The following is a 17,501-nucleotide window of genomic DNA, read 5'->3' on the forward strand; positions in this document are numbered from 1 at the left end:
ATGTTGAATATTGTGAAAAGGAACTACCTGTTTTGAAAAGGGGCCGCCCCTCCTCATTGAGTTTGGGGCGGCATTCCTGGACAAATACACTTCACTTACTTCAAAGCAAGCTAGTCTTTCGTGATAAGATGAATCGGGCTAAAGTCGGATGAATTCCAGACCGAACCGCCTCCCCAGCCGTACAGTCCATTTGCTCCATGATAATTTCTAAAGAAGAAGCCCATTAATGTATCTGTTTTGGTAATATCTACGCCTATACTTGCGAATGGAATGACTTGAATAACGTTCCAACGATCTGTTTCCGTATTGGCATTCATTTCCCATGGCGTTTCAGGTATAGGTATTACCCCTTTCTTATAAGTAATTCGAACCGATTTAGGGTTAGAAAAGAAGGCGTAAAAGTCTCCGTTGATGTCCCCTGTGATATAGGTTTCTACGGAGTCATCCGCTCCGCTGCTCCACCAGTTGCTAGGGGCGCTGTCACTTACAATCATTTTCGAGACATCATCATCAAAATTCTCATAGCCAACGTAGAGGTTCTCATCGTCCCACAGCAGATACACCTTTGTCTCAACGTCTACAGGCGCTCTCGTTTTCTGAACCCTAAAGTCATTAAACGCTTCAGCTTTGACCCAAGGTCCTTGACTGAAATCAAGAGCTTGCAGAATATCTGCTTTACTTGCAGTCGTTTTAACCGCATTAGCGGAAAGCTTGGGAATACCTCCAATTAAGTATGTCATCATTTCAAAAGTCTTTTTAATCGGCTCGATTCTTGCCCGTTCCTTCGCATCGGCCAGCTTCCATGCTTCGTTCAGAGCACTCTGTGCAGCATCCTTTATTCCTGCTTTTATAATATAGTTTCCTATTAATTGACTTTCACTGGAATAGAAGTTGATCACCTGCTGATCAGAATTCCATCCTTGCTTGATAAGATCATAATACTTCTGCATCGGTACGACGGCTTTTCCATAAGCTTTATTCATAAATTCTCTCGTCAGCTTCTGCAGGTCGGCATCCGGATTCCAAAAGAGCTTGTGGTATAACCAGAACTGCAGCGCATTAACCCCCCATGAAGGAGCAACACCAGGATACATATTCATTCCAATCGTATCTACGATACCGTAATCGACTGAGCCCTCAGGCATGACGCCCATAATGCCTAAATCCCTGTAGAACTTCACATCCGCCTGAACCTTTTCTGCCATCGGTCTTTCATAGGAGTGTGTATAACAGCAGCCATAGTAATTGTACATCACAACATTTTTGGTTTTCTTGGCCCAGTCCTCCAACTTGACTTTATACATAGAGTTAGGATTATCTGGATTATTCGAATTCAGAGGCGTTCTCCCATCTTCATTCGCTGGCGCCATCACAATCACAATATTATCTTCCAACGCTACCTTCGGAGGCGTATCTGTGAAGAAGTAAGCAAAAGTCACAATCTTCACTCCCGGATTTGTCACCTTCACCTTGGCAGCTATTTGATTCAGAAAGTTAAAGAAGACGGTAGATTTATAGGCAGGATCATCAGGCTGAACTACAACACCATTATCCGCAATAAATTCCTGTTTGCTTAGTTCTCCCATATTGAAGTTATGGGTATCATTAATTCCTATTCCCACATATTCGATCGGTTGAGTTTTCAGAAATTCCTTCACTCTTCCTGCGATAACGCCAGGTAAATCCTTGTTATAAAAGTTAATTTGCGTATCATGGGCAACAGGCAGTGGATTTCCACTCAGATCCGTACTGTAATACTCAGGATGCTCAGCGAAATACACATTATTCGGCACCCAGAACTCCAAATTATGGCCCAGATTAACAGCATTTAGCCCTGTTTTTTCATACCTTTGCCATAAATGCATGTTCATAGTTTCTGCAAATTTGGCATTTAATTTGTTGCGCGCCATCAATTTCTCGGTCTCCAGATCGGAGTGAGGATCTTTATTCGCACCGACACCTGTAAGATGCCATCCACGCACAGCAAATGGTGATTTTTCCCGATAATCGACTTTCGATGCCTTTATGGTAGATTGTGGTTCGTACAGCGTGCCAGATTCCACAGACCGTGTCCAGAAGATATCGGCATTTTTCTCCAGAAAGTCATAGACGCCGTTCAGAACTCCCTTGGGCTCAGCTGCTAAAATATAAATGCGATTGCCCGCTTTTCTAACTGCAAATCCATCGGAATCCTTGAGGAAATCCAGGTCGGCTGCATAGCTTCCCAATAATTCCGGATAAGAATCAGCTGTTCCAAGAATAATTTGAATACGGTCGCTATCGTCCGAATCCGAACTAAGAATCGTTACGTCTTCACTATCCGGACTAGTTGGCAGCGGCTGATCAGCTCCACCCTGCTCTTCAACCCGCTGCTCTGCCTGTTGTTCCGGCTGCTGTTCAACCTGTTGTTCCAGCGATTGCTCCAGCTGTCGTTCCAGCTGTTGTTCAGGCTCCACCTCGACCAAGGTAACATCATCGATCCACAATGTATCTGTAGCACCGCTTATAAAGAAGTAAATCCAGGTAAAAGCAGCGACTTGTTCAGCATCCAGGGTAAAACGCATCTCTAAGAGCTCCCACTCTTCGCCAACAGCAAAATCCTGCCGCTTCAAGTTTTCACCAATACTCAGGAGTACCCCTTGCCCTGGTGACGTACCTTTTACCCAGGCACTCAGCAAATATTCTTTACCTGCTTCAAATTGGGGCTGCTGATCTCCTCTGCTATGCGTATATTCTTTACTGCCCAAGCTCATCTTTAAAGAGCTGCTGCCCGTATGCCAGTTAACGTGGTCTACCGAACCCACATCCGCTGGTGCGTACCAGCCGTCCGGCATATAAGCTCCCTGGCTCTGAAGCTCCATGCCGCTATTGAATAGCAGGTTGCGCTTTACGTGAATGGTCAAGGTCAATTCAGTCAGCATTTGTCCATCCAATTTAACGGCAGCGGTGATTTTGTAGGTTCCATCTGCAACTGTCGCCGGAACATTCACCATACTGTCCACAATTTTACTTTGGTTGGCCCCAAGCTCAATTCCAGTTGTTGAAGACAACGTCAGAGAACTGTTATCTGTTTGGACTAAATCCAGCGTAACTGGCGTATCACTTGTATTAGCAAGCTGGAATTGAACGGGATAATTACCGCTCTTCGTTACATTCAGTTCACTCTGCTGCAAATGTACGCTTACCGGCTCCACCTCGGCCAAAGCAACCTCATCGATCCACAACATACTAGTGCTGCCTGAGATCAAGAAATAAATACCGTTAGATCGTAGGGCATGCTGGGCATCCGGCGTATACCGCATCTCCAAGTGCGTCCAATCATCACTTACCGCGAAGGTCTGCTGTTTCTTGCTGAGATCCTCCCCAGCCTCAATGCTTACCAGAACCGATTGTCCTGATGATGTGCCTTTGACCCATGCACTCAACATGTATTCCGTATCCTGCTTTAACCGCAGTTCCTGATTCGTGCGGCTATGGGTATATGCATAGCTGCCAAGGTTCATTTTCATCGAAGAATTACCTTTATAGGCAACTGTATTATCTACTGAACCCACGTTCTCTGGCGCATACCAGCCGTCAGGCGTAGCTGCCCCAGCGTTATGAAGCTCCATCCCACTATTAAATAGCAGATTACGATTCAGATTCACGGTCAAGTTCAAAGCATCTAACTCGCTGCCATCTACTTGGACACGAATCGTCATCACGTAATTTCCATCCGGAGTTGCCTGAGATACATGCACAAAGCTGTCTACTGTCTTGCTCTGACCTGCCAAAAGTTCAATTCCATTAGCTGCTGCCAACATAATGGGCCCGTTATCACTCTTCACCAGATCCACGCTAATTGGAGCATTGGAGTTATTAAGGAGCTGGAACTGCAGCGGATACTTGCCGCTCTTCGTTACATTCAGTTCGTTCTGCCGGAGTTCTACACTGACAACGTTGTTCAAATCCGCAACCACAATCGGCAGCTCCGCGCCGCTGATCATCTTAATCGTACTTTGCAGCTCGGATGCAGCTAGCTCCTCCAAATCAGTGGCAGAAGGACTAATAATAATATCTGCATTAGGTATACCTGACTTCACGATGGATACTCCAGTTGATGGGTTTCCAGTATCCGGTGGATTGCTGATAAAACCACCCGAACCGGATGACTGGTTACGGATATCTTCCGTCACGGATTTACCCTCAATCTTGGCTGATATTCCTTTTGCAAATTCAACCTTTTTCGGCCATTTGTTAAGACTCACGCCATTTGCATTCAGATTGGCCTGCTCAATTTCCCCTTCTCCACCTACATCTGCTGCTTCATCGAAAATGAACTTATTGATCATCGTATGAAGCGGAAGCTGGAACCTGGCTCCCTGGTTTTGATTCCATATTTGCATAAATTTACCAATAAATGTAACATCATAGTTGTCGGCGGGGCTCACCATCTTGACCTCAACATCTTTGAATCCAGCTGAGTCCCCTGCAAGTCCTTCTTCCTCCAGAATGCCTCCGGAAAGCATCAGAGTTTGCGGTATTTCTGTTGTTCCTGAAGCCAGGATGCGAATCAGGGAATTCCATTTATGTACAATCAGCGCACCTTGAAGCTTGGAATCCTTCACTTTAATGCTGTTTTTACCGCCGCCCATCACATACGTTTTCCCTTTTACAGTTACGCCTTCAAGAATCAGGTCTCCTTCTCCGACACCTTGGGTTACGTACAAATCACCGGATATAACTTGATCTTTCAGCGTAATGCCATCCGTATTTACAACCAAATTTCCGGATTTTTCAATGCTATCCGTTCCTGGCTTATTGATTAAAGTACCCATCACATTATCGATCAGCTGCACAATTTCTGCCCGGGTTATTTTGCCTTTAGGAACAAACTTCTGGTTCTCACGCCCTTGAATATAGCCCCCTGCATGTAATCCGGCTACAGCTTCAAGCGCATAGGAAGAGATCTGGTCGTAATCTGTAAAACCAGCCCCAGCAGATCCTTGATTATCCTCACTGGCAAAAGCGATGCGGAAGGCTCTGGCCACAATGACCGCTGCATCCTCTCGCGATATTTGCGCTTCAGGCTCGAACTTACCACCGCCTAAGCCTTCAACAATACCTGCGGCATATATCCTGGATACATCTTCCGCATACCATGCATTGGTTTGTACGTCCGTGAAGGGCTGGCCCTCTGTGCTTTGCGTAAATCGAAAAATCTGATTCATCAGCACAACAAACTCAGCTCTTGTCGCTAATCGATCCGGACGATACTCGTTATCTCCGTAGCCTTGAATTAGCCCCTGATCAATCCATTTGCCCATAACAGGCTTGGCCCAATGTCCTGCCAGATCAGACCGGTCGAGACCATTATCATCCGGCTCAGAGTTGTTGGCCAAAGCCGTGGAGCTTAAAGGCAGAATCATGCTTATCAACATACAAATAGTCATGATGATGGACAAGCCGCGTTTGAATCTTCTAGTCATGCTACTTTCATCTCCCTGGTTCAATTATTTCTCCAAATATAACAGCGCTTTCAATTAAATTTCGTTTTAGCCCCCTTTCATGAACTCCTTATTACCTTTCACTTCTACCTTCATCATAGAAAACATGAAGTCCCCTGACAATTAGCAGAACCTCCCACTATTTGTCCATTTGTAGCTTTTCTGAGCCAATGTCAAAGTTTCCGTCAATGCTTATCATCTATATCAATGCGATTATGATCTTGCCTGAGAAATTCCCTTCAAAGCAAGATCTTATCGCTGATTATGTTCAGTATTTTATCGAGTCTTTTATCGATTAAAGCCCCCATCAATCGGATACAAGGAGCCTGTCACATAAGAAGAAGAGTCAGACAGAAGGAATGCGGCGAGCTCGGCAACCTCCTCCGGTCTTCCGCTGCGTCCCAGCAAATTATTAACATCTTGCAAATGGTCAGCAGTTTTGATATCACCGGGAACTATCGCATTAGCACGTAATCCATACTTGGCATATTCAACTGCAATAATCCGGGTCAAATGGTTGAGAGCCGCCTTCGCTGAGCTGTATGCTGCAGATGTGTTCTTTACAGGTATTTTACCTAATATGGAGGACGTGTTAACAATCGAGCCCCCTCCAGTTTCAATCATGGCTTCAATCGCATATTTATTGACCAAAAAGGTGCTTGTGAGCGTTCCTGTAGTCACTGCATTCCATTCCTCGAGGGTCAGTTCAAGCACGCCCTTCCAGATTTGGGTATACACATTGTGGAAAAGGCCATCAAGCCGCCCGAATGCCTCTTTGATTGAAAGTACACTTTCCTTCACCTGCTGCTCGTCTGTAGCGTCCGAAACACTCAGCACAAGCTTCTCTCCATAGGTTTCCCGCAAGCGCTGAATAACAGGGTTCGCCTCATCTTCACGGATGTCCGTTCCTAAGACGAGAGCCCCCTTGGCAAGAAACACCTCCAGCGAAGCCATGCCGATTAACCCCATAGCTCCGGTAACCCAAATCACTTTATTTTGCAGCATATCATTCATGTTGTATGGCCTCGATTCTATTATGTGAATGGCTATCCCTTAACTGCGCCCAGTGTAGCACCTTCCATTACCTTCCGTTGGAACAATATATAAAGGATGACAGGCGGCAGCATCGAAATCACGACACCAGCAAATAACGTAACCCAGTCAGAGCTGTACTGCATTCTCGCATTCGCAAAAAACATATTGACCGCCATCGTATACTTGCTCTCATCACCCAGATAAATAAACGGCCCGAGAAAATTATTATAAAGTCCAATAAATTTAAAAATACCGACCGTCACAATGCCCGCCATCGATAATGGCATAATAATTTTCCAGAACACCTGAAACAAGGAAGCCCCATCGACAAATGCACCTTCTTCCAGCTCCTTCGGCAGCGACTGCATAAATCCGCTAAGCAGCAGCAGGAAAAACACACTTTCGCCAAGGCTGTCAAGAATAATCAGTCCGGTAAGACTGTTCGTCAGATGCAAATCGCGCATCAATACATACTGCGGCACCAAAGCATTGATACCAGGAAGAAATAGCGATAGCATAATGGTCGACCAAATAAAGGCTCTTCCCTTGAACTGAATCCTCGTTAATGCAAAAGCGTTAATAGCTGTCAGGAACGTACCCAGCAGCAGGCTTCCGCCCACATAATACAGCGTATTAAAGAACACCTGACCAAATTTAAACGTTTCCCACGCCTTGGCATAGTTTTTCCACTGAAGCACTTCCGGCAGCGCCCAAATATCCCGGAAAAATTCCCGGTTCGTTTTGAGCGATTCATAAAACAGCCACAGCAGCGGGACAATAATCGAAATAGCAAACGCGACCAGGCAAATTCTCCATAGCGTATCTCCGATTAACGATGTTTTCTCTTTCACAGCCCGCACACCCCCATTCTTATTCGCACGTTGTTAATATTCCCAATCACTTTTCGGCACTAATTTATCAATAAGCAGCTTCCCGCCAACAAGGATAACGAACAGGAACAATCCGATCGCGGAGGCATATCCATAGTTTTGTGTATTTGCACCGAAAGCCTGGTTGAACATATACAGCCCGATCACATTCGTAGAACCGGATGGCCCGCCGTTGGTCATAATCAGAATAATTTCAAAGCTTTTGATACCGCCCAAAAATAAAAAGAGCAGCGTGATTCGAATGACCGGATTAATGAGCGGAATCGTGATCGTACGCAAGCGGGTAAAATGACTCGCTCCTTCCAGAATCGCCGCTTCATACATCGATTTCGGAATCCCCTTCATGGCATTCATGAAAATAATGACGTAAAATCCGACGCCTCCCCAAATCATGGGCGGGAGCAGCAGCCAAAGGGCAGTTTTCGGATCTGAAAGCCAATAGTAATTTCCATTATCGTAACCAAATAAGCGGAGCATGCCATTCAGCAGCCCATTGCTGCCATCGTAGATATAAATCCAGAGCAGCGTAATCACAACACTCGACAACACATTCGGCAGAAAAAAGATCACTTTATAAAATGGAGCTTCCCGGTAGCCTTTATTAATAAGCAAATGTGCCAATACGAGGGAAATCACGGTCGTAAGGATCGGTAGTGTAATCATCAAAAACAGATTATGATACAAAGCACGCCAAACGAATTCGTCCTTGAACATAAATACAAAGTTGTCCAGACCGACAAACTCCTTCTTCGATATGCCATCCCATTTCATAAATGCATAAAACACCGACATGAAATTGGGATATAGCGTAAACAATAAATATCCGGCATAAGCAGGTCCTACGGCAAGCAGCAAAAAGATCCACTTCTGCCGCTTGACCCCCTTCATACCCATACCCGATGATCGGGTTATGACCGCTTCAACCTTTGATCCGGCAGCATCATTCATCATGAATTTCCCCTTTCCTCCAAAGCTTTTGGGGGAGCTGCGCTCCCCCAATCCTTTTGACTAACTAACCTTATTTATTATTAGCTTCAATAGCTTGCTTTAATAATGCATCCATTTTTTCAAAAACTGGCAAATAGTCTTTCTTTCCTAGTATCATCTCATTCGCCGACTCTGCTAATAACTGGGTTGCTTGAGCCATAGCAGGGTGATCAATCACAACGTCTTTTCTCATGGATTCAAATCTGGTCTTATGATTGTTCATATATTCCACAATCGCTCTTGGCGCATCCTGCATTTTGGCCAAACGCTCCGGATCGTCTGAGAAATCAGCACGAATCGGGAATATGCCTGCATGCTCCGCATTAAAGGTTTGTGCCTCCAAAGTTACAAAAGTAAGTAAAAATTCTTTGGCCCATTTCTTCGTCAAATCAGGTGCATTAGCCCAGATCACCAAACCACCAGATCCATTGTCACCCATAATCCACTTGGTCTGGTCCGGCTTGTCACCGAAAGGAACCGCCATAAAGCCCCATTTGAAGCCTTCTGGAATCGCATCCTTCATTTCGTTTTGCACCCAATCTCCAGTTGGCACTAAAGCAGCTTTATGCTGCAGCATTTGCATCTGGGACTGCGTATGATTGATTGCCGCTACGCCATCGGCATAATATCCTTTTTTGCCCAACTCCGAAATGCGTTTCCAAGTTTCCAAGTATTCAGGCGCCGTATATGTAGGCAATTTCAAGTTCCGGTAATTATCCAGATAAGCATCCAGTGTTCCATTAATTTCAGCAAGCTCAAACGGCTTTGCCCCAAATCCAAAATTGTATAAATAATCCGGATAAACGCCCGCGTAAATAATTGGTGTGATGTTTTTCGCCTTAATATCAGCTAGAAGCTGTACAAACTCATCCCAAGTCTGCGGGTTCTGATTCCAGCCATTTTCTTCAAAAAAGTTAATATCGAAGAACATACCTGCTGTGTAACCACCGACTGGAACATTATACGTCTTACCCTTATATCTGGCATGATTCTCATAAACTCCAGCTGTAAGTGCATCCTTCAACTTCTTGCCTGCCTCATCTGGTACGTCGCGTTCCCACAAATCATCGATAGCTTCGAGCTTGCCACCTTCGATCAATTTGGTGCTCGCAGCTGCTGTTCCCGGGAAAATATCAAACATATCGCTATCCTTATTCGCAGCAACCTTGGTATTTACCATGTCACCAATCTTTGGAGAAGAGGTAATATCGAAGCTGACGTTCGGATATTTCTTCGTGAAGATCTCAATCGCATTGTCGACCCACGCTCTTCCGTAACCGTTTTCATCGATGGCAAGTTTTATCTTTACTTTATCTGCTTTAGAAAGTCCGTTCTCTGGATAAACGTCTCCTGCGCTATCACCTGTAGCAGCCGGCGTGCTTCCCGCTGCGCCCGTTTCCTCCGGTGTCTTTTCATCTTTGCTGCCGCAAGCAGCCGCTACTGACATCATAAGGATAAGTGCGAACATTACGGCTAACCATTTCACATTTCTTTTCAATATAAACCCTCCTTGTTTGTCTTTATTTTATTAATCACTTTAATAATATAAAATATTTTATATTTGGTGTCAACAACATTCTTTTTTTTATTTCAAATGCCTTGCGGCGTCTTTGAGATACGTGTTCATAACTAAGGTGGTTTGGGAAGGGATAACGTGTGGGCGCCAATTGTGGGCGGTTTTCCGGCTACATGCTGCCGCTTCGGCCACACTCAAGCGCATTGTGGGTGGTTTTCCGCCTACATTCTGCTGCTTCGGCTACACGCAAGCGCATTGTGGGTGGTTTTTCGACTACGTTCTGCTTCGGATTAGGCCTGCCTTCTAATTGGGGAAAGCCAACCTCCACTTGCATGTTAACCTGACAATATTGGGCGTGTAGGCTCCAAGCACGTTAAAGATTTATGGACACAAAATAGGTTACGGACATGAGATCCGCTATTTTGCCATTTATCCCTTTTTCGCGACTGTTACGGACATACGTTCCGCTATTTGCACTCAATTCATGCTTTTAGGAAGGTTTCAGCATAAATAACGGCCTCCATGTCCGTAAGCATCACAAAAACCCCTTGAATTTCTAAAATAAAGGATCTGAGGTCCGTAAGGTCCGCACCGAATAATTTTAGGGGTATGGAGAAAATCAACAAAGCAGATTTCTACAGTTGAAATGTGATTATTTTGGCGTCTATACGCTTAGTGAGTGGACCAACCATAGGGCAGCAGCACGGGATTTCATGATAGCAATATTTGGTGCCACGCTTAAGTAATGCAGCAATTCAGTAAATTTTTTTATTTTAATGCTTAGGTCCTATCGTGGGGAAACGACATTCCCTTTTCCAAAGGCTTTTCCTCACTTGGTATGTATGCTTATCAGTGCCAAAAAACACCAAAAAAGACCTATGCTGCTTAGCTGCTAAGGTCCATCAATTGGGGTCATGGGCTACAAGATTTTGGAGCAAAGCTTCGGGACAGCAGTTGCCATGCCACATGTCGCGCCCCTCTAAACTACACTAAACTACATGCACTGCATTACACATGCAAGGCACATGTGCCTCCTTCAAATAAACGCATATCATCGAGATATAGGATCTCTTTGGGGCGAGCCGGGTCGTTGATAACAGCTAGCAAACGGCGAACCATCCTGGATTTCTCCGAAAAGTCCAGATACACCGTCGACAGTTGAGGGATGCTGGCTTGCATCAACTGCGTATAGCCGTAACCGATCAAGCTTTTGTCCTGGGGCACTGATACCCTCATTTCCCTTAACCGCTGCAAGGCTCCAAATTGAATAATCGTATTGCTGCAAATAGCCGCTGAATAGTTAATGTTCAGAAAATGCATGCGTCCGCACATCTCATATCCGTCTTCCTGATTGCTCACTTGGACCAGTTCTTTGTTAAAGGGGATTCCGTTCTCCTCCAAGGCTTGCTGGTAGCCCTCAAGGAAACAGCGGTGCACATCGAGATCCAGGATTCCGCATAGCAAAGCGATCTCGCGGTGCCCAAGCCCGATTAAATGTTTAGCCGCCTCATAGCCACCCTTCCTGTGATCAGGCAGCACGATATGCAGGTTGTCACGCGCATTACCCCCAAAGAAAACATACGGGATGTCTGCCTCTACGATGACTTTAGTAATAGCCTCGTCGATATCTCCCGTAACAATAACTCCCTTCAATTCCTTTGCACTCAAAAATTGCTGAAGATTATACAGTTCTTCTGTCAACGAGCTTACAGCCATAAACATAAAATTGTAATTTACATCTCTGACAGCCTTCTCAGTCGTAGACAAATCCGGAACATACCTGGGGTCATCCGTGGTCCGGTTATATAAGAGAAATCCGATTTTCGGAGTTGCATTTAAATCCTTATAACCAAGCTCCTTAGCCGCTCTAAGGATCTTGCTTCGTGTTTCTTGCGAAATCGTGCTTCCGGGAGTATTATTCAAGGCCAGAGAGACAGTCGCCCGCGATACGCCCAGATATTCCGCAATATCTTGCTTTCTTACAGTCATGGATATGCCCCTTTAGTAGTTTTTTTCTTATAGCATACCTAGAAAGAGAAAGTTAGTCAAATCATTATATAAAATATTTTATATTTAAAATAAAGAATAAGAGTGCAAACCACTGTTAAAGTTGCAGCTAATTCGTGGAGTGAGCCGAGTAAAGCTCCAGCTTCTCCATATCACTCCATATCCACTTCATAGTGAATCTTCATATTCCACGTCTCACTCTCAGCAGAGGGTCTTTACGTAGACGAATGACGCAGTCCTCATTGGAGGTGTGATAAACAATATTACCGGGTTCAGCACTGAAAAATTCCCTGTTGGCATCCTTCTCAAGGATCACCATACAGGAACGCCGAACTGCCCCTCCTAAGTAGGTAAGGGGCAATTCAACTTCTATAAAATTCAACCTGAACGCTTTATCACTGCTTTATTCCTGCCTCACTCCACATCAGCATCCAGCGGATAGATGGGTCTGCGAACACGCTGATAGGAGAATTCAGTAAAATTGATCATCGACAGCCCGGCAGAATCAACGGTAATGATGTGATCACTCAGAGCTTCGAACGCCGCACGAAAGTGTATGCTGGATTTCAGCGCAACGATTTTCATCTGCCTGATGTCAATGCCGTGAAGCACAAATATTTGCTCATCAAATACCTGGTTTCTGACCGAACAGACAATAATATCGATACCGTCTACCTGGAGCCTCACCGATTTTCCGGAATCGATTTTCGTTCCTTTTCCCATTGGCGAAGAAGTAATAAATTTAACATCCGTCAAACTTTTTCATGAATGATTTGCCCGATGACGAATCGCATGGTCCACCCTCTTCTGCATTTTCTACAAGGATAACATAGGCATATGCATAGTCAGATCGATTCTACACAAACTTTACCCGGAACGTCTCGAACGAGACGTGGTCAGGCACACTGCTGCCTTGAAGGGTCAGACGAATGCCGCCGTTCGGATGCTCTGCTGCCGAATACTCAGCTTCGTTCCAAACGCCTTCGCGGGAAAGGATGTCCAGACCGGCAAGCTTTCGTCCGGTTGGAATCCATAGATCAAGCGACGGATACGTCTCCAGACTGAAATTTGTTAAACCTAAAATCGCCTCTTTAGCCTGGTTATCCTGCTCCCACCATACCGGGTACATATTAACACCGAGCTCGACCATCGCCGGATATTCTCCGCCAGACACAAAAGCAAGGATTTGCTGATACAGCCATTGCAGGCCGGTTTCCTTCAGCATGCTTCCTTCATGGGCAACAACAGCAATTCTGTAGGGGTGTTCACTCACTACCACACCCGCATTTCTCCTTGTCCCCAAGTTGTCATACAGCCCTGACCATGCTTCGGCGCCATCATCCGCGATGATCTGGTATTCCGTATGCACGGGGATCCAGACCCAATTCACCATATCCTTGTCTTTTAACCATTTCGGAGCGCGCGGCGTATGGACCTTTTCGAATACTAAGTAAGTCTGAGGAATTTCTTCCCCTTTTTCTACACGGATTGGACAATCCTGCAGCATGCCTCTATGCTCTCTTAAGTGATAGTACGCTTCAGATGTCAGAACCGCCCCCTTATTTAGCCAGGACTGGATCTCTTCCTCTGCAAAAGCACTAGCCTCTCTCAGCGAAATCAAGGCTGGACTTGTATCGCTTGGAGCGAGCGGAATGCCAATTTGAGATAATTGGGCATTGAAAGAAAACCCCGGAATCTTATTTAAATCATAACGCGCAGTAACCTCCGGTTGGGATGGAAAAGGAATTGAAGCCCCCCGCCTTGATTTGCCATGTACAGCGTCCGTGACAGCCTGCAGGTAATGTTTCAATGGGCCAAGCGTTTTCTGAATGTTGCCAGAGACATCATCGAACCCAAAAAACGTATCATTGATGGAAAGCGTTAAATGGCCTCCAATCGTTGCTGTTAGCAAATATAGCTCCAGATTTAAGCCGCGTGCTGATTTGCCGCCGATCGTCCACGGGAAATTCTCGATCTCTGAGCTTAGACGACAAGGCTCTGAAATCATAGAGGCCAGGATATCGAATGAATGGACGCGGCTAAGAAGATCCAGCAAATTATCATCGGTATACGCGGCTCCCCCTACCCTTACCCAAGGCTCCGCTTGCTTCGGTGTGCGCAGCGCCCGAATTTCGGCATTCAGATCGCGGGCGTTATGCAGAACAGATTCGATGGAATTTGTCATAATCCCCATCACAACCGCTGGATTCACAGCAAAGCAGGCTTCACGAATCTCACTGGCCAGACCGGCAAGCCCTTCTTCCTGGAACGTTCTCCAATTCGAGCGCAGCGCGATTTCAGCTTCGGTACATGTCTGTGGAGACTTAAGCAGCAACTCCATGATTTTCTCTTTACTGTAAGCTTGACCTGTCCGTTCTTCAAAAGCTTGCATATGCAGCTCGCAAAAGCATTGGAAGGTCTCTGTCCCTGAGCGCCCGGCCAAGCGAAAATCGTCATCGATCCACATGGCATCAATATCGAGCCCGGCAAATAGCGCATAGGCTTCCCTCATATAGGAACGAAAATCCGGGCATAACGGACATGGACAGCCCGTTGGCCGATTGCCGTACCCATCCATAATCGTGGTAAATTTCTCAGCGTGCGGTTCGGGCAGCAATTGACCATGACCGATTGTCGTATAATAGTTAATCTGCGGACTCATGCCTGCTTCACGTACCTCAGCAAACCGCTTTGCGAATATAGGAAGGCGTTCCCGCAGACTTTGCAGATCCGGATGATTCGCCTCAATATGCAAATTAAAAGGCATGATCGCATCTGCACGGATCGCCTTGGCATACGCCATGAATGGATTCCACAGTTCATCGTCTCGTACCATCTGATAGCCCGGGCGTAAAATATATTGTACTTTTGCAGGATAATTTCCCATTGTCATTGTTATACTCCCCTTCGTTCTAACTTTGCTTAAGCCCTATTCCTCACTCCAAAGTGATTGAATCATCTCAACGGTGTAGTCGACCAGCGCCTGACCGCCTTCGGCTCCCACATACCCGCTGAATACTTGTGTGCTGTAGCCCCCAGTAGCAATCGCTTCAGCGGATGGAAGATATCCGTCGTTACCGCACGCCAGTTGGGCAATAAAGGTCTGCTTGGCAGCACTTCTCGCTTTAATTTGCAAGCCAAATTCCGTAAACAATTCGAACGGATTCGTTGCGAACGCAACGTCTCCAAGACGCAGCACATGCAGCTCCATCGGGAAAGAAGAGGTTCTCTGCATATGTTCATAACGGTCTACGATCGCATAGTAATTAAATATGTTTCTTTGCCGGTTGAAATCCAGGGATGTAAAATAAGCAACCGAATCCTCCGCTCGCTCCAATTGTTCTTGAAAGCCGCTTAATTCCTGCTTGGCCAATTCAACTTCAGATTTCACTACTTTTCTCAGCGGCAGATTGATTTGTTTATAGGCATGCTTGAACATAGGTGTGGTTTGAATCTGTTCTCTCGCCACTTCCAGCCCATCTTCCAAGGTCCTTAGCAAAGTTTTGGTTAACTGACGAAGCTCTTTGTCAGGTTGATATCCACGGTGATGCTTCGTGAGGGTATCACGGGGTGCCAAATCGCCGGCTGCGCTAATCATGCCAAGAACATGAACATTAGGATCCCACTGCGCAGCGATCATGCTTCTTAATTCGCCGAAATAATCAGCAGATATATCGGAGATGCCCTCCATGACTTGTGCGGTACATGCAGCACTAAATAGAACGCCCGTTAATTCACGATTGGCATTCCAAGTAAACAGCATTTCCACGCGAGGATCCTCAGGTCCTCCTATTCCGCGGAAATGAACGGTATTCACATTACCGTACATGGCAGCAGTTCCATCATCATAAACCACTCTACGATTAAGACCAAGCACCGCATACCCTTGTGTCGTACTGATGCCTCCAGCTGTCCGCCCTTCCCATGCTTCCTTCACAGCTTCAGCGATTCTCTCAATGGCAAAATCTGAATATTGTTCAGGAGTCATAACATTCGTATGCGTTTTGTGATAACCGAGATTGGGAAAACGTGTTGTTTCCTCAACAAGAAGAGGTCCCGTATGTGTGTGTGACGCGTTCAGGATGACATGCTCCGGATCCAGACCAGGTACGCTTTGTTTGACTTTTGCCCGGACACCATCTCTAATATGCGTATCGATCCCAATCAGATCGCAGCTTACAAGTACAGTCCCTTTCCCCTCCGCTTCAGCGCCTTCCAAAGCCATTGCTGTAGCAAACAACGGATCCCGCACATGATCTGTAATTCTTTCATGGAACTGTCCCGCCAAAGATATTGGCTTTTCAGGTGTTATGCTTTTGGAGCTCCAACCTATTTTAATCGTGTCCATTAATTTATAGCCTCACTTTCATTAATATATATCTATTTTAGATGAAGCCTCATCAACTGCTCCTCATAATCCACGGTAAAACCTACTTCCGCTAGAGCATCTATCGCCGCCTGATTCGTAGATCGGAGATAATGGGCTACGCGCCTCACCGGGACGTCAAAAGGTCCGTAAACCTGGGCCAGCATATAGCGAACAACATCACTGCCATCCTCACGCTTCGGATTCGCTTCACAATGATACAAAGTTATGCCAGACAATTCGCCTGATTTCGTAAAACTTCTAATAAACAGAGAATAGCCAGCGACCTCCCCACTCCGGTCATAGACAATGAGCGACTGGGCTCCTGCCGTCAAATTAAACCAATTCATCATCCATGCTGATTGTTCCAAATAAAAAGGCAGTCTGCTTACGTCCTCCGGGATTCCATACACATTTAAATAATCATCAAACCTCGAGCGTTGAAAAGGTACTTGTTCAAATGCCCCGTTACGAACCAAGACAGGCAAACTGTGGATGCTCTGAAATCCCGCTCTGATATAAGCAGAAATCGCATTCGAATTTTCAGTCCTTACCTCCAGAGTAATCATATCTACATCCGCTTCCCGCAATCGCGCAATCGCTTCCTGTAACAGAATCTTGGCGATGCCCCTACCGCGAAAGAGAGGATTAACACCCGTACCGCCATTCCATGCTGTCTTCACTCCGTGGACATTCTTCAGACCGATAAAAACAAAACCCGCAGGCACCCCGTCAATATACGCCGCAACGGATAAATTAGGTTTGATACTGCACGCTCCCAAATGATTTACCGTCTGCTCAACTCCCCGGGTCATATCGTTAAAGTACTCCTGAAAACCTACGTTCCATAATTCGTTAATTTGATCAAGGGTGCACTCATTAAGGCTTTTAATTTGCACTTCTTCTACAGACATTGTATCCCTCCAATTGGTCCTTCTAATAAGTATGGTGACGCTGCCAAATGATTAGGATCCTGCTTCTTGGATGACAACAAATATTATTACGAGATCATTATACGTCCGGGTTGTTTGATTGTCAACAATCCTTTTGTAGAGTCCTTTTTTGGGCAAAAAGCCTCACTCACTCGGCAAACATTCCTTTTTACTGTGCAAGTTTGGATCAAGTTGCACTTTGACTTGGGTGCATGGCAAGAAAAGGCACTGGGGGTGTAGGGCTACTACTTTAGCGATGTTTTTCATCGTTAAATGTACAAG

General features: G+C 45.6%; 10 protein-coding genes. All 10 read right to left on the reverse strand.

Translation table 11 applies throughout. The features are described 5' to 3' along the window. Positions 1-110 precede the first annotated feature (110 nt). The 10 genes from J2Z66_RS00615 to J2Z66_RS00660 all read right to left on the reverse strand — a co-directional run bounded on the left by J2Z66_RS00615 (position 111) and on the right by J2Z66_RS00660 (position 17,201). Positions 111-5,468, reverse strand: coding sequence for a DUF4838 domain-containing protein (locus J2Z66_RS00615; protein ID WP_209968553.1), 5,358 nt, complete (start codon positions 5,466-5,468; stop codon positions 111-113). A gap of 306 nt (positions 5,469-5,774) precedes the next feature. After that, positions 5,775-6,500 carry an SDR family NAD(P)-dependent oxidoreductase gene (locus J2Z66_RS00620; protein ID WP_209968556.1) on the reverse strand — a complete coding sequence of 242 codons (726 nt, stop codon included), beginning with the start codon at positions 6,498-6,500 and terminating at the stop codon, positions 5,775-5,777. A 32-nt stretch (positions 6,501-6,532) separates the two neighbouring features. Beyond that, positions 6,533-7,372, reverse strand: coding sequence for a carbohydrate ABC transporter permease (locus J2Z66_RS00625; protein ID WP_209968559.1), 840 nt, complete (start codon positions 7,370-7,372; stop codon positions 6,533-6,535). Between the two features lie 33 nt (positions 7,373-7,405). Next, a complete protein-coding gene (locus J2Z66_RS00630; RefSeq protein WP_245375179.1) occupies positions 7,406-8,362 on the reverse strand; it encodes a carbohydrate ABC transporter permease in 957 nt (318 codons plus the stop codon). A gap of 67 nt (positions 8,363-8,429) precedes the next feature. Then, positions 8,430-9,896, reverse strand: coding sequence for an ABC transporter substrate-binding protein (locus J2Z66_RS00635; RefSeq protein ID WP_209968561.1), 1,467 nt, complete (start codon positions 9,894-9,896; stop codon positions 8,430-8,432). Positions 9,897-10,922: 1,026 nt separating this feature from the next. Continuing rightward, positions 10,923-11,903 carry a LacI family DNA-binding transcriptional regulator gene (locus J2Z66_RS00640; RefSeq protein ID WP_209968564.1) on the reverse strand — a complete coding sequence of 327 codons (981 nt, stop codon included), beginning with the start codon at positions 11,901-11,903 and terminating at the stop codon, positions 10,923-10,925. 432 nt (positions 11,904-12,335) lie between these two features. Beyond that, positions 12,336-12,677 (reverse strand): MlrC C-terminal domain-containing protein, encoded by a 342-nt coding sequence (locus tag J2Z66_RS00645; protein ID WP_245375180.1) that lies wholly within the window; start codon positions 12,675-12,677, stop codon positions 12,336-12,338. A 100-nt stretch (positions 12,678-12,777) separates the two neighbouring features. Then, positions 12,778-14,814 carry a hypothetical protein gene (locus tag J2Z66_RS00650; RefSeq protein WP_209968568.1) on the reverse strand — a complete coding sequence of 679 codons (2,037 nt, stop codon included), beginning with the start codon at positions 14,812-14,814 and terminating at the stop codon, positions 12,778-12,780. A gap of 36 nt (positions 14,815-14,850) precedes the next feature. Beyond that, on the reverse strand, positions 14,851-16,269 hold the full coding sequence (locus J2Z66_RS00655; RefSeq protein WP_209968571.1) for a hypothetical protein: 1,419 nt from the start codon (positions 16,267-16,269) through the stop codon (positions 14,851-14,853). 32 nt (positions 16,270-16,301) lie between these two features. Next, the gene (locus tag J2Z66_RS00660; RefSeq protein ID WP_209968574.1) at positions 16,302-17,201 is read right to left on the reverse strand and encodes a GNAT family N-acetyltransferase; all 900 of its coding nucleotides are present in this window, start codon (positions 17,199-17,201) and stop codon (positions 16,302-16,304) included. Positions 17,202-17,501 lie beyond the last annotated feature (300 nt).

The organism is Paenibacillus eucommiae (genome assembly GCF_017874215.1).
Taxonomy (GTDB): domain Bacteria; phylum Bacillota; class Bacilli; order Paenibacillales; family NBRC-103111; genus Paenibacillus_AI; species Paenibacillus_AI eucommiae.

What these genes read in the sequence shown, in the direction of transcription:
- J2Z66_RS00615 (WP_209968553.1), bottom strand. Translation starts at nt 5,468, where the DNA reads ATGACTAGAAGATTCAAACGCGGCTTGTCCATCATCATGACTATTTGT.
- J2Z66_RS00650 (WP_209968568.1), bottom strand. Translation starts at nt 14,814, where the DNA reads ATGACAATGGGAAATTATCCTGCAAAAGTACAATATATTTTACGCCCG.
- J2Z66_RS00620 (WP_209968556.1), bottom strand. Translation starts at nt 6,500, where the DNA reads ATGAATGATATGCTGCAAAATAAAGTGATTTGGGTTACCGGAGCTATG.
- J2Z66_RS00660 (WP_209968574.1), bottom strand. Translation starts at nt 17,201, where the DNA reads ATGTCTGTAGAAGAAGTGCAAATTAAAAGCCTTAATGAGTGCACCCTT.
- J2Z66_RS00655 (WP_209968571.1), bottom strand. Translation starts at nt 16,269, where the DNA reads ATGGACACGATTAAAATAGGTTGGAGCTCCAAAAGCATAACACCTGAA.
- J2Z66_RS00630 (WP_245375179.1), bottom strand. Translation starts at nt 8,362, where the DNA reads ATGATGAATGATGCTGCCGGATCAAAGGTTGAAGCGGTCATAACCCGA.
- J2Z66_RS00640 (WP_209968564.1), bottom strand. Translation starts at nt 11,903, where the DNA reads ATGACTGTAAGAAAGCAAGATATTGCGGAATATCTGGGCGTATCGCGG.